The 14,002-nt window shown below is 61.1% G+C and carries 7 protein-coding genes and 1 pseudogene; 7 read left to right on the top strand and 1 reads right to left on the bottom strand.

Annotated features, from left to right (window positions below):
• Nucleotides 1–4,613: retention module-containing protein (locus tag GIW69_RS25565; RefSeq protein ID WP_236485555.1), on the bottom strand; the 4,613-nt coding region annotated here is incomplete at its 3' end.
• A gap of 359 nt (nt 4,614–4,972) precedes the next feature.
• On the opposite strand from GIW69_RS25565, the gene GIW69_RS25560 reads away from it, so the two are divergent.
• The 7 genes and pseudogenes from GIW69_RS25560 to GIW69_RS25530 form a co-directional block, all read left to right on the top strand.
• Entirely contained in the window at nt 4,973–6,325 is a 1,353-nt protein-coding gene (locus GIW69_RS25560) for a TolC family outer membrane protein (RefSeq protein ID WP_236485554.1), read from the top strand.
• A 34-nt stretch (nt 6,326–6,359) separates the two neighbouring features.
• Nucleotides 6,360–8,516: a type I secretion system permease/ATPase gene (locus tag GIW69_RS25555; RefSeq protein WP_236485553.1), complete on the top strand. Its 2,157-nt coding sequence runs from the start codon at nt 6,360–6,362 to the stop codon at nt 8,514–8,516.
• Nucleotides 8,506–9,873 carry an HlyD family type I secretion periplasmic adaptor subunit gene (locus tag GIW69_RS25550; RefSeq protein ID WP_236485552.1) on the top strand — a complete coding sequence of 456 codons (1,368 nt, stop codon included), beginning with the start codon at nt 8,506–8,508 and terminating at the stop codon, nt 9,871–9,873. Before GIW69_RS25555 ends, GIW69_RS25550 begins: the two co-directional genes overlap by 11 nt.
• Before the next feature lie 183 nt (nt 9,874–10,056).
• Nucleotides 10,057–10,974: a LysR family transcriptional regulator gene (locus tag GIW69_RS25545; protein WP_236485551.1), complete on the top strand. Its 918-nt coding sequence runs from the start codon at nt 10,057–10,059 to the stop codon at nt 10,972–10,974.
• A gap of 222 nt (nt 10,975–11,196) precedes the next feature.
• Nucleotides 11,197–12,729, top strand: a complete 1,533-nt coding sequence (locus GIW69_RS25540; RefSeq protein WP_236485550.1) for an MFS transporter — start codon at nt 11,197–11,199, stop codon at nt 12,727–12,729.
• 26 nt (nt 12,730–12,755) lie between these two features.
• Nucleotides 12,756–13,826, top strand: coding sequence for an HlyD family secretion protein (locus GIW69_RS25535; RefSeq protein WP_236485549.1), 1,071 nt, complete (start codon nt 12,756–12,758; stop codon nt 13,824–13,826).
• Nucleotides 13,823–14,002: pseudogene (locus GIW69_RS25530) on the top strand (efflux transporter outer membrane subunit); the annotation flags it as partial. The gene GIW69_RS25535 and the pseudogene GIW69_RS25530, both read left to right, overlap by 4 nt.

Raw genomic sequence — 14,002 nt, 5'->3', positions numbered from 1 at the left:
GCGTCTTTGTAGACGTCGTCGGCCGGTGCTGCAACGGTTACGGTGCCGGTGGTTTTGCCGGCTTCGATGTTGATCACGGCGCCGTTGCTCAACGTCACGGTCACTGGCGTGCCCGCAGGATTGGTCAGCGTTGCGGTGTAAACAATCGAGCCACCTTCAGCCACGGAACCGGTGGCGGTCAGCGACAGGTTAGTAGTATCGACGGTGTCAGTCACCGTGGTGACAGCCGGGGTCTGATTCGCCACCAGGTTTTCGTAGTTGCCGCCGCTGGTGCCCTCGATTTTCACGCTCAGGGTGTTGCCACCGGCGAGGGCGTCGTTCGGCGCAGTGAAATTGACGGTGCTGCTGCTGGCGCCGACCGGGATGGTAATGGTCTGGCCGTTGGACAGGGTGACGACAACCGGCGAACCGGTGACCGGCGCGGTCACGGAGGCCGTGTAGGTCACCACGCCGCCCTCGACGGTGTTGGCCGTCGCGGTCAGCGAGACCGTGCTGTTGTCGATGGTGTCAGTGACATCGGTCACGGCTGGCGTCTTGTCGATCACCAGGTTTTCAAAATTGCCGCCGGTGGTTTTGCTGATCGTCGCATCGACTTTGCCGGCGTCTTTGTAGACGTCATCGGCCGGTGCCGCGACGGTTGCAGTGCCGCTGCTCGCGCCTTTGGCGATGTTGATCACAGCGCCGTTGCTCAACGTCACGGTCATGGCGTTGCCGGCCGGGTTGGTCAGGTTGGCGGTGTAGACGATCGAGCCGCCTTCGGCCACGGAGCCGGTGGCGCTCAGGCTTACCGTGGTGGTGTCGACAGTGTCAGTGACCTTGGTAACCACTGCCGAGCGGTCGGCATCGACCCGTTCAAAGTTGCCGCCGCTGTGGCTGGCAATCGCGGTCTGCACCTTGCCGCCGTCAACGTACGGCGTGTTCGCCGGAGCCGAAAAATTGACCGTGCCGGTGGTGGCGCCGGCCGCAATGTTGATCACTGCTCCGTTGGCCAGGGTCACGGTCATCGCTGTGCCTGCCGGATTGCTCAGGGTCGCGGTGTAAGTAATCTGGCCACCCTCGCTGACCGTATCGCTGGCGCTGAGGGTCAGCGTGGTCTTGTCGACGGTGTCGTTGACGGTAGTGCTGACCGGCGTCTTGCTGACGTCGAGCTTTTCGAAATTGCCGCCGCTGGCATCGGTCATGGTCACGGTGAGCTTGCTGACATCTTTGTAGACGTCATCGCCCGGCGCCGCGATGGTCACCGAACCGCTGGTCTTGCCGGCCTCGATGGTAATGGTCTGGCCGTTGCTCAGGTTGACGGTCACCGGGGTTTGCGCGGCGTTGGTCAAGGTCGCGGTATAAGTGATCGACGTGCCTTCGAGCACATAGCTCTCGGCACTGAGAGTCAGGTGCGTGGTGTTGACGGTGTCGGCGACATTGGTCACCGCTGGCGTTGGATTGGCCACCAGGTTTTCGAAGTTGCCGCCCGTGGTTTCCTTGATCGTCACTTCAAGCTTGCCGGCGTCTTTATAGACATCATCGGCAGGGGCCGGAACCGTCACGGTGCCGACGGTCTTGCCGGCGTCGATGGTGATGGTCGAACCGTTGCTCAGGGTCACGGTCACCGGCGTGCCGGCCGGGTTGGTCAGGGTCGCGGTGTAGACGATCGAGCCGCCTTCATTGACGTTACCGGTGGCTGTCAGGGAAACGGTGGTGGTGTCGACGGTGTCGGTCACGGTGGTGCTGACCGGCGTTTTGTCGGCGACAAGGTTTTCGTAATTGCCACCGCTCACGTTGGTGATCGCGTTGGTCAATGGTGCATGACCGGCCAGTGCGTCGTTCGGCACGGTGCTGATGGCCGTTCCGGTGGTCTGGCCGACAGCGATGGTGATGGACTGACCGTTGGCCAATGTCACAACCACCGGCGAACCGGTGACGGCTGCGCCGACGGTGGCGGTGTAGGTGACGGTGCCACCTTCAGCCGCCGACTCGGTCGCTGTGAGTTTTACGGTGGTGGTGTCGAGAGTGTCGGTGATGCTGGTGACGGCCGGAGCAGTGCTCGGCACCAGACTCTCGAAGTTGCCGCCCGTGGCAGTCGCAATGGTTGCTTCGACTTTTCCGGCATCTTTATAGACGTCATCGGCCGGAGCCGGAACGCTCACCGTACCGGTAGTTTTACCGGCCTCAATGGTGATCACTGCGCCATTCGACAAGGTCACGGTCACTGGCGTCCCTGCCGGATTGGTCAGGGTCGCGGTGTAGATGATCGAGCCGCCTTCGGCCACGGAGTCAGTCGCGCTCAGCGACAGATTGGTGGTGTCGACAACGTCAGTGACGGTGGTCGACACCGGTGTCTTATCGGCGACGAGATTTTCGTAATTGCCGCCGCTGACATCGGTGATTGCATTGGTCAGCGGCGCATTGCCGGCCAGAGCATCATTCGGCGCGGTAGTGCTGACGGTGCCGGTGGTCTGCCCGACGGCGATGGTGATGGACTGACCGTTGGCCAACGTCACAACCACCGGCGAACCGGTTACGGCTGCGCCGACGGTGGCGGTGTAGGTGACGGTGCCACCTTCAGCCGCCGACTCGGTCGCTGTGAGTTTTACGGTGGTGGTGTCGAGTGTGTCGCTGATGCTGGTGATGGCCGGAGCAGTGCTCGGCACCAGATTCTCGAAGTTGCCGCCCGTGGCAGTCGCAATGGTTGCTTCGACTTTTCCGGCATCTTTATAGACGTCATCGGCCGGAGCCGGAACGCTCACCGTACCGGTAGTTTTACCGGCCTCAATGGTGATCACTGCGCCATTCGACAAGGTCACAGTCACTGGCGTGCCGGCCGGATTGGTCAGGGTCGCGGTGTAGATGATCGAGCCGCCTTCGGCCACCGATTCGCTGGCGCTGAGGCTCAGGCCGGTCGTGTCGATCGAGTCGGTAATCGTGGTAGTGGCTGGCGTGGTGTCTGGCACCAGGTTTTCGAAATTACCGCCGCTGGCGCCGGCAATCGTCGTGCTGACGGTGCTGCCGTTGTTGTAAACGTCGTTGGCGGCAGTTGGCACGTTGACGCTGCCGGAAGTCTTGCCGGCTTCAATGGTGATGATCGAGCCGTTCGACAGCGTGACCGTAACCGGGGTTTGCGCGGCATTGGTCAGCGTTGCCGTGTAGGTGATCTGACCACCTTCGACAACGGTGCCGGTGGCGGTGAGGCTCACGCTGGTGGTGTCAACCGAATCGGTAATGGTGGTAGTCGCCGGCACCGGATTCGGCACCAGGCTTTCGAAGTTGCCGCCGGTCGCGGTGGTGATCGTGGTGCTGACGGTGCTGCCGTTGTTGTAAACGTCATTGGCCGGGGTCGGCACATTGACGGTGCCGGTGGTCTGACCGGCGCCGATGGTGATCGTCGAGCCGTTGGACAAGGTGACGGTGACCGGCGTCTGCGCCGGGTTGTTCAGCGTCGCGGTATAAGTGATCACACCGCCTTCGGTGACGGTCGAACCGGCGGTCAGGGTGACCGTGGTGGTGTCGATCGAGTCGGTGATTGTGGTCACCGCCGGGGTTGGATTCGGCACCAGGTTTTCGAAGTTCCCACCGGTAGCGCCCGTGATCGTGGTGCTGACGGTGCTGCCATTGTTGTAAACGTCATTGGCCGGGGTCGGCACGTTGACGGTGCCGGTAGTCTGGCCAGCGCCGATGGTAATGGTCGAGCCGTTGGACAAGGTGACGGTAACCGGCGTCTGCGCGGGGTTGGTCAGGGTCGCGGTGTAGGTGATCTGGCCGCCTTCGGTGACGTTGTTGCCCGCCGTCAGTGTGACGGTCGTGGTGTCGACGGTGTCGGTGACTTGCGTCGTGGCCGGGAGGGTTGGCGGCGTCACGGTAATGCCGCTGCCGCCAGTGGTGCCAGTGACGGTCACGTCGATTTGCGACGGGTCGTTATAAGGTGTGTCGTTTGGCGCCAGCGGCACGTTGACGGTACCGGTGGTCGAGCCGGCCGAAATCACGATCACCGAGCCGTTGGACAAGGTGATGGTCAGATCGGTCAGCGGCGCCTGGCTGAGGGTCGCGGTATACACCAGCACGCCGCCGGCTTCGGTGATGGTCGGCGTGGCGCTGAGGCTCAGAGTCGACTCGCGCAAGGCGTTGGCGGTGGTGTTGGTCTGGCCACCAGTGATGTCCTGGGTGACCTGTCCACCGTTATTAATGCCGGCAGTCGGGAAGCCAATGGTTGGATCGACACGGCCAGCGGTGGCATCGAGCATGACGAAGCTGTGACCGCCCCCGGCGGCACCGCCAGTGCCGGCGGCAGTCGGGCCGGCAGCGGTGGCTTCCAGTGCGGTGGTCGGGTCGACACCGGCAGCGATGGCTTGTTGCAGTTCTTCAACCGAAGGCGCGGCTTGCGCAGTGGCTTCGGCCAGGTCGGTGCTGGAGTCCGGCGCACTGCCGCTCCATTGGCTGTCACGGCCCAGATCGATGGTGCGGCCATCGGCCAGTTCCAGGGACACGGCGCCGGATACGCCGGTATCGACCTGATCGCCGACAAACAGTCGGTCGCCTTCAACGAGAACGCGGCGGATGCCCTCCGGGGACACCACGAACACCTGACCAACAATGCTTTTGACGATGGCAACAACACTGCTCATTGAAGACTCTCCGGGGCGACACGTTCAGTTGACTTCCATAGACCTGATGGCATCGAGCCCGCTTCAGTCTGGACGTACTTTATAAAGTAGGTATAAATATTTGACGCCAATATATCGTCAATAATCTGGCTATATTTTTCGGTAATTAACTTTATGCCAAACTATTGACCTTCTCGGAGCCATCCTAAACAATCGTCCCAGTAATGTCACATTGATATTCGTGCGGCGACCTGTCCTTCAGCGTGTGATCCAGTTCCGCTTTTGAACTTTCCGACATACGGTCAATCCGGTTGCCATCTTCCGATGCAGCAGCGCCTTTCGCTGTGATTCAAGACAAGTAGTTCTGGGAAATTTCCACCATGCGTTCGCACCTGTTCACGGCTTTACCCCTCGCTCTCGCCGCCTCATTCGTACAAGCACAATCCTTACCAGAAGCCATGCAGCAGGCGCTGGATGTCCATCCGGAAATCCAGGCAGGGGTCAACAGTCGGTTGGCGGCGGATTATCAATTAAAGGCAGCCAAAGGGGGATACCTGCCCAAGGTCGATCTGCTGGGCGGTTATGGCCGTGAAGGCACCGACAGCGTGACTACTCGTTCAGCCGGCAATAACAATCACTGGGAAACCCTGAACCGTAGCGAGTCAAGTTTACGTCTCTCGCAAATGGTCTTTGACGGTTTTGCGACATCCAACGAAGTCGGGCGTCAACAAGCCAACGTTAATTCTCGCGCCTATTCGTTACTCGGCACTTCCGAGCGCACTGCATTGACCGTCGCTCAGGTTTATCTGGACGTGTTGACCCGCCGCGAATTCGTGCGCCTGGCCGAGGAAAACCTCAAGAGTCACCAGCGCATTTATGACCAGATCCAATTGCGCACCCAGCGCGGCGTGGGCAGCGGCGCCGACCTCGACCAGGCTGAAGCGCGAATGGCCCAGGCCCGCAACAACCTGATCACCGAGCAGACCAACCTCGCCGATGCGCAAACCAACTTCCTCAGCGCCGTCGGCCAGATGCCCGACCAACTGGAGCGTCCGGCGCCCTTCATTGCGATGATGCCGGCCAACCTCAACGAAGCCCGCACGCAGATGCTGGAAAACAGCCCGATCCTGCGCTCGGCCGAGTCCGACATCGCCGCTGCCGAGAGGCAATACGCAACCGCCAAGTCGACGTTCTACCCGCGTTTTGACGCCGAACTGGGCCGCACCGCTGACAATGATCTGGACGGCCAGAACGGTCACAACAATGAATGGCAAGCCATGCTGCGCATGCGCTTCAACCTGTATTCGGGGGGCAGCAACAAGGCTGATCTGGAGTCCAAATCGTATCTTTCGAATCAGGCGCTGGATATTCGCAACAACGCCCTGCGCCAGTTGAATGAAGAACTCGGCCTGGCCTGGAACGCCTTGAACAACGCCAACGCCCAGGTGCCGATCGCCCAGCAATACGTTGATCACAGCACGGCCGTGCGTACCGCGTATCAGCGTCAGTTCAGCCTCGGTGAGCGTACGCTGCTCGATCTGCTCGACAGCGAAAACGAGTTGTTCAGCGCATCCCGTCGCCTGGCCGAGATCCAGAATATTCAGTTATTTACTCAATACCGGATCAAGGCGACCATGGGCGAATTGCTCAGAAGCCAAGGTGTTGTAGCGCCGTTGGCATCCGTTGTGCAGAACGATGTGAAGCCCAAGGTTCAACTGCCCGGGATGAACTGAGCCAACCCTTTTCAACTGTTCAAGAGTGCCTAGCGTGGAATCAGAAGTCAGTCGAGTTCATCTCAGTCATGATCCGCGCGCATTGCATGACGATCCGTTACTGGACGGCCTGCTTGCTCTCTGCATGCTCCACCAGAAACCCGCCAGCGCGGCGATGCTCACCACCGGCCTGCCGTTGCCCAAGCAGCGCCTGAGTGTCGATCTGCTGCCGCGTGCGGCGGCGCGCGCCGGCCTGCAAGGGCGCGTGCTGCAGCGCAAGCTGGAAGAAATTCCGGCGATCGCCATGCCGGCGCTGTTACTGCTCAAGGATGGCCGCAGCGCCGTGCTGCTTGGCTGGCAAGGTGAAGACCAGGCGCGCTTGCTGCTCAGCGAAAGCGACGGCGGCGAATCCCTGGTCAGCCGCGAGCTGATGGCCGACGACTACATCGGAAAGGTCTTCTTCGCCCAGCCGCAGCATAAATTTGACGTTAACCACGGCACACTGATCCCGCGCGCCCGCTCGTGGTTCCGCGACACCCTCAAGCGATCACGCTGGCTCTACGCCGACGCCATCGCCGCCAGCCTGTTGATCAACATCATCGCCATGGCGGCGCCGCTGTTTGTCATGAACGTCTACGACCGCGTGGTGCCGAACCAGGCCGAAGCAACCCTGTGGGTCTTGGCCCTGGGCATCACTGGCGCGTATGTGTTCGACCTGATCCTCAAAAGTCTGCGCGCGTTGTGCCTGGATCTGGCCGGCAAGAAAACCGACCTGATCATCTCCGCCACGCTGTTCGAGCGCATCGTCGGCATGGCCATGAAATACCGCCCGGCGCGGGTCGGCAGCTTTGCCCAGAACATCCACGAGTTCCAGAGCCTGCGCGACTTCCTTGCCTCGCTGACCCTGACCAGCCTGATCGACCTGCCGTTCACGATTCTGATCTTCATCGTCATCGCCATCCTTGGCGGGCATCTGGTGTGGATTCCGGTGTTGGCGTTCCCGATTGCCCTGGCCATCGGCTACGCGTTGCAGAAACCGCTCGTGGCCACCATGGAACGCACCATGGCGCTCGGCGCCGAGCGTCAGTCAAGCCTGATTGAGACCCTCGCCGGCCTCGACGCGGTCAAGGTCAACAACGCCGAAAGCGAACGTCAATATCAGTGGGAACAGACCATCGGCACCCTCAGCCGCCTCGAACTGCGGGTGAAAATGCTCTCCGGTCTGGCGATGAACATCACCTTGCTGATCCAGCAATTGGCTGGCGTCATCATGATCGTTTTCGGCGTGTACCAGATCATCGCCGGCAACCTGAGCATGGGCGGCCTGATCGCTTGCTACATGCTCAGCGGCCGCGCGCTGAGCCCACTGGCGTCGCTGTCCGGTTTGCTGACGCGCTATCAACAGGCGCGGGTGACCATGACCTCGGTCGACCAAATGATGGAGCTGCCGCAGGAGCGCAATTTCGAAGAGCGTCCATTGAGCCGCAAGGTGCTGCAAGGCGCCATCGAATGCCGCCAGCTCAACTTCACCTACCCGGAACAACAGAACCCGGCGCTGAAGAACATCAACCTAGTGATCCGTCCGGGCGAGAAAATCGGCATCATCGGCCGCAGCGGCTCGGGTAAAAGCTCTTTGGCAAAATTGCTGGTCGGCCTGTATCAACCGGATGACGGCGCGTTGCTGGTGGACGGCGTCGACATCCGCCAGATCGACGTCAGCGAGTTGCGCTACAACATCGGCTACGTGGCGCAAGACATTCAATTGCTGGCCGGTACGCTGCGCGACAATCTGGTGTCCGGCGCCCGCTATGTCGAAGACGAACTGGTGCTGCAAGCCGCTGAACTGGCCGGCGTTCACGAATTCGCCCGTCTCCATCCGAAGGGTTACGAACTGCAAGTCGGCGAGCGCGGGCAGAACCTGTCCGGCGGCCAGCGGCAGAACGTGGCGCTGGCGCGAGCGCTGCTGCTCAACCCGCCGATTCTGCTGCTCGACGAACCGACCAGCGCCATGGACAACACCGGCGAAGAACGTCTCAAACAACGCCTTGCGGCCGTCATAGAAAACAAAACCGTGGTGCTGGTAACGCACCGGGCCTCGCTGTTGTCGCTGGTCGATCGCCTGCTGGTGATTGACCGTGGGCAGATCCTGGCCGACGGCCCGAAAGCCGCTGTGATGGAAGCGTTGAAGAAGGGGCAGATCAGTGTTGCTTAAGTCGGGTGTCAAAGATTCGATCCGTCGCTACTTCAAGGGCTCGGCGTCGTTGCAGGGCCAGCCGCTGCCAGAGGTCAACAAAGCGCTGATCGAGGACGCGCCGCGCGTGGTGCGGCTGACGATCTGGGCGATCATCGGCTTCTTCGTCTTCTTGATGTTGTGGGCCAATTTCGCCGTGATTGACGAAGTGACCAAGGGCGACGGCAAGGCGATTCCCTCGTCGAAGATCCAGAAAATCCAGAACCTTGAGGGCGGCATCGTTTCCGAACTGTTCGTCAAGGAAGGCCAGATCGTCGAGGCCGGCGCGCCGCTGATTCGTCTCGACGACACGCGCTTCGCCTCCAACGTTGGCGAAACCGAGGCGGATCGCTTGTCGATGGTGCTGCGCGTCGAGCGTCTGAGTGCCGAGGTCGATGACCGTCCGCTTAAATTCCCCGAAGACGTGCTCAAAGCCGTGCCGGGTCAGGCCAAGAGCGAAGAGTCGCTTTACGCCAGCCGTCGTCAACAGTTGCATGACGAAGTCGGCGGTTTGCAGGAACAGTTGATTCAGCGTCAGCAGGAGCTGCGCGAATTCAGTTCCAAGCAAGCGCAGTACCGTCAGCAACTGAGCTTGCAGCGCCAGGAAATCAACATGTCCGAGCCGTTGGTGGCGCAGGGCGCGGTATCGCCGGTAGAAGTGCTGCGCCTCAAGCGTGCCGAAGTGGAAACCCGTGGTCAGCTCGACGCCACCACGCTCGCGATTCCGCGTGCGGAATCGGCGATCAAGGAAGTGCAGCGCAAAATCGACGAGACACGCGGCAAATTCCGCAGCGAAGCGTTGACGCAACTGAACGAAGCCCGCACCGATCTGAACAAGGCCCAGGCCACCGGCAAGGCGCTGGAGGATCGTGTCAGTCGTACGCTGGTGACGTCGCCGGTTCGCGGGATCGTTAATAAGTTACTGGTCAACACCATCGGCGGCGTGATCCAGCCAGGCAGCGATCTGGTGGAGATTGTGCCGCTGGACGACACCTTGCTGGTCGAGGCGAAGATCCGCCCGCAAGACATTGCCTTCCTGCATCCGGGGCAGGAAGCGACGGTGAAGTTCACCGCGTACGACTACACCATTTATGGCGGACTCAAAGCCAAACTGGAGCAAATCGGCGCGGACACCATCACCGACGAAGACAAGAAAACCACCTACTACATCATCAAGCTGCGCACTGACCGCAGCCACCTCGGCACCGATGAAAAGCCGTTGCTGATCATCCCGGGGATGGTGGCTTCGGTGGATATCATCACCGGTAAGAAAACCGTACTGAGCTATCTGCTCAAGCCGATCATCCGCGCGCGGGCCGAGGCGTTGCACGAGCGGTAATTTATCGTGAGCCTGAAGGCCTCATCGCGAGCAGGCTCGCTCCTACAGGGTTTGGGTTGATTCGGAAGGCTCTGTGGGAGTCTGGCTTGCCAGCGATGGCGTCTTCTCTGATGCCCGACGTCCCCGATAAATGTTTGCTAGCATTGCGTCCGGATCAATCCAAATCCGCTACGAGTGCTCGCTATGCAACTCCCGGACATGAACCTGTTGGTCGCCCTCGACGCCCTGCTCGACGAAGGCAGCGTCGTCGGTGCCGCGCGGCGAATGAACCTGAGCCCGGCGGCGATGAGCCGCACACTCACGCGCATTCGTGAGGCCATCGGCGATCCGATCCTGGTGCGCGCCGGACGCGGGCTGGTGCCGACGCCCAAGGCACTGGAGTTGCGTGAACAGGTGCGCGATGTGGTCGAGCAGGCGGCGTCGCTGTTTCGCTCGGCCGACGCCGTCGAACTTGGCACATTGCGCCGTCGTTTCAGCATTCGCGCCAATGATTTTTTCGTTGGTGTCTACGGTGGAAAACTCTTCGACACCCTCGACCGTCAGGCCCCGCACTGCGAGCTGCGCTTCGTCCCGGAAGGCGATGGCGATGATGAAGCGTTACGCGAAGGGCGCATCGATCTGAGTGTCAGCAACACCCGGCCGCTGACGCCGGAGGTGAAAATCCAGAACCTGTTTTCCACGCATTTCGTCGGCCTGGTACGCGAAGATCACCCGCTGTTCGACGCGGAAATTACCGCCGAACGTTACGCCGGGTTTTCCCACATCAGCATGTCCAGACGCGGTATCGCCCGAGGGCCAATCGATACGGCACTGGGCGCGCTGGGACTGGAGCGGCGGGTCGCGGTCATCGCGCCGAGCTTCCATGCCGCAATGTTTGCCTTGCCCGATTCCGACCTGATTTTGCCAGTGCCCAAGGAAGCGTTGTTGAGTGTGCGACGGTTGGGATTGAAACTGCGTTCGTTCGACTTGCCGATCCCGCTGCCGACGCTGATGCTGACCCAAGCCTGGCACCCGCGCTTCGACAAGGATCCGGCCCACCGTTGGTTACGCGAAACTCTGAAAGCCTGCTGCGATGAAACCTGGCTGGCGGCCCAGCCCTAGCTGAAGATGTAACGCAACCCTTGTAGGCGTGTGCCTGCTCGCGATAGCGCCAGCCTATTCAACATCATCGTCGGCTGTTCAACCGCTATCGCGAGCAGGCTCGCTCCTACAGGGGAAATAATTGTGTCTGGTGCACTTATAACCTGCCAATAAGTCAATTTTCATCAGTTGTAAGTCCCACTACCATGCTCCGGTATTTTTCCGCCCGGAGTTTGCCGTTCCATGACTTCCCTCACGACCCCGCTCGCGCCGGCCAGCCCTGCGACGGTCGCCGCGCCTCAGGTGTTTGGAGCGCGGATCATCATCGGCCTGGTCGGCGTATTGCTGGCAGTGCTGGTCTCGGGCCTTAACGAGATGGTGACCAAGGTCGCCCTCGCCGATATCCGTGGGGCCCTCAATATCGGCTATGACGAGGGCACCTGGCTGGTCGCCGGTTATACCGCCACATCGGTTGCCGCGATGGCCTTCGCGCCGTGGTGCGCGGTGACGTTTTCCCTGCGACGTTTCACCTTGTGCGCCATTGCAATCTTCACCCTGCTCGGCGTGCTCTGTCCGTTTGCGCCGAATTACCAAAGCCTGCTGTTGATGCGCATCTCGCAAGGTCTGGCCGGCGGCGCATTGCCACCGATGCTGATGACCGTCGCCCTGCGTTTTCTGCCGGCCAACATTAAGCTCTACGGACTGGCCGGTTACGCCCTCACCGCGACGTTCGGCCCAGGCCTCGGTACGCCGCTGGCCGGTCTGTGGACGGAATATGTCGGCTGGCAATGGACGTTCTGGCAAATCGTCGTGCCGTGCCTGATCGCAATGGGCGCAGTCGCCTACGGCATTCCTCAGGATCCGCTGCGGCTGGAGCGTCTCAAGGGGTTCAACTGGCGCGGGTTGCTGTTGGGTTTTCCGGCGATCTGCATGCTGGTGATCGGCCTGCTGCAAGGCAATCGGCTCGACTGGTTCGAGTCGGATCTGATCTGCGCGCTGCTCGGTGCCGGTTCGCTGCTGCTGGTGGCGTTTCTGATCAACGAATGGTCGCAGCCGATTCCGTTCTTCAAACTGCAAATGCTCGGCATCCGCAATTTATCGTTCGCGCTGCTGACCCTGGCTGGGGTGCTGGTGGTGTTGCTGGCGGTGGTGTTGATTCCGTCGAGTTATCTGGCGCAAGTGCAGGGTTATCGTCCTGTGCAGACCGCGCCGATCATGTTGATCGCCGCACTGCCACAACTGATCGCGCTGCCGCTGGTGGCCGCACTGTGCAACCTGCGTTGGGTCGACTGCCGTTGGGTGTTGGGTATCGGTCTGAGCATGTTGGCGCTGTCATGCCTGGGCGGTTCGCAACTGACGTCGGCGTGGATTCGTGATGATTTTTATGTCCTGCAATGGCTGCAGATCTTCGGCCAGCCGATGGCAGTGTTGCCACTGCTGATGTTGTCGACGGGCAGCATTACGCCGCTGGACGGGCCGTTCGCCTCGGCGTGGTTCAACACCGTGAAAGGCTTGGCTGCGGTGGTCGCCACGGGTGTGATCGAAGCGCTGACCACCTCGCGCCAGCATTTTCACTCGACCATGTTGGTTGACAGCCTCGGCAATGCGCCGTTGGCCGATCATTCCGATCCCGGGCTCGCCCATCGCCTGCACGAGCAAGCGGTGGTGCTGACGTCCTCGGATCTTTACCTGTGCATGGCGGGCGTCGCAGTGGCGCTGATCCTGCTGATTTTCTGGCTGCCGACGCGGATTTATCCGCCGCGCGCGCCGACCTGATTGCTGCACTGAAACTGAAGGTTTTTATGAAGACTCAAGCAAAGCAAAAAATCGCCGTGACGGTATTCGCCGCACTGGCCGTGGGTGTGTTGTTGCACTTGGCGGCGCCCGGTCTGTTCGGCAATCACACCGAACAGAGCACCAATGATGCTTACGTCTCGGCGGACTACACGTTGGTGGTGCCACGGGTCGCCGGGTTCATCAAGCAAGTGCTGGTGGAAGATAACCAGCAGGTAAAAAGCGGCCAGTTGCTGGCGCTGATCGATGATCGCGATTTGCGCGCCGCCGCCGAAGCGGCCGATGCGCAAACCCTGGTGGCGCGGGCGCAGTTGCAGAACGCCAACGCCACGCTGGAGCGCCAGAGCTCGGTGATTGCGCAGGCGCAGGCTTCGGTGGTGTCGGCCAGGGCTGAAATGGCTTTTGCTCAGCAAGAGTTGAACCGCTACAACCACTTGGCCGGTGTCGGCGCCGGTACGGTGCAAAACGCCCAGCAGGCGCGGACTCGCATCGATCAGGCCTCGGCGAAACTGGATACGGCGAGTGCCGTTCTGGCGGCTGAGCGCAAACAAGTCGAAGTGCTCACCGCGCAACGGAACGCAGCTGAAGGTGGCTTGAAACGTGCGCAAGCGGCATTGGAAATCGCCAGTTTCGAGTTGTCTTATACGCGCATCGTCGCGCCCCAGGACGGCATGGTCGGCGAGCGCGCGGTGCGGGTCGGCGCATACGTGACGCCGGGCAGCAAACTGCTGGCGGTGGTGCCGCTGCATCAGGCGTATGTGGTGGCCAACTTTCAGGAAACCCAATTGACTGATGTACGCCCGGGGCAAGTCGTGCAGGTACACGTCGACAGTCTTGGCGGCGACGTGCTGAGCGGCCGCGTCGAGAGCATCGCCCCGGCGACTGGCGTGACCTTCGCGTCGGTGAAACCGGACAATGCCACCGGTAACTTCACCAAAGTCGTGCAGCGCATTCCGGTGAAAATCATGCTGGAGCCCGGACAGCCATTGGCTGAGCGATTGCGGGTCGGGATGTCGGTTGAGGCGAGCATTGATACCCGCCGTGTCGGGGCGCCGGTGCGTGAGGTGACGCAGCGATGAGCCGTGTTGAATCCTCTGACGCCATCGCTGGCAAGCCAGCTCCCACATGGATTGCGGCGCTAAATCGATCTACTCGACACCACAAAACCCTATGGGCGCTGGCTTGCCAGCGATGGGGCCAGTGGCCGCGACTCACCCTGAGCGCCGTGCTCGCCATCAGCCTCACCGCCTGCACC

This window comes from Pseudomonas syringae (assembly GCF_021605415.1).
In the GTDB taxonomy this organism is placed as follows: domain Bacteria; phylum Pseudomonadota; class Gammaproteobacteria; order Pseudomonadales; family Pseudomonadaceae; genus Aquipseudomonas; species Aquipseudomonas syringae_S.
The sequence above is the reverse complement of the archived record's forward strand: the minus strand, read 5'-3'. Positions and strand labels throughout refer to the sequence as shown.

Bases quoted from the DNA above. Each gene is read 5' to 3' on its own strand.
- GIW69_RS25560 (WP_236485554.1), top strand. From the start codon at position 4,973: ATGCGTTCGCACCTGTTCACGGCTTTACCCCTCGCTCTCGCCGCCTCA.
- GIW69_RS25545 (WP_236485551.1), top strand. From the start codon at position 10,057: ATGCAACTCCCGGACATGAACCTGTTGGTCGCCCTCGACGCCCTGCTC.
- GIW69_RS25540 (WP_236485550.1), top strand. From the start codon at position 11,197: ATGACTTCCCTCACGACCCCGCTCGCGCCGGCCAGCCCTGCGACGGTC.
- GIW69_RS25535 (WP_236485549.1), top strand. From the start codon at position 12,756: ATGAAGACTCAAGCAAAGCAAAAAATCGCCGTGACGGTATTCGCCGCA.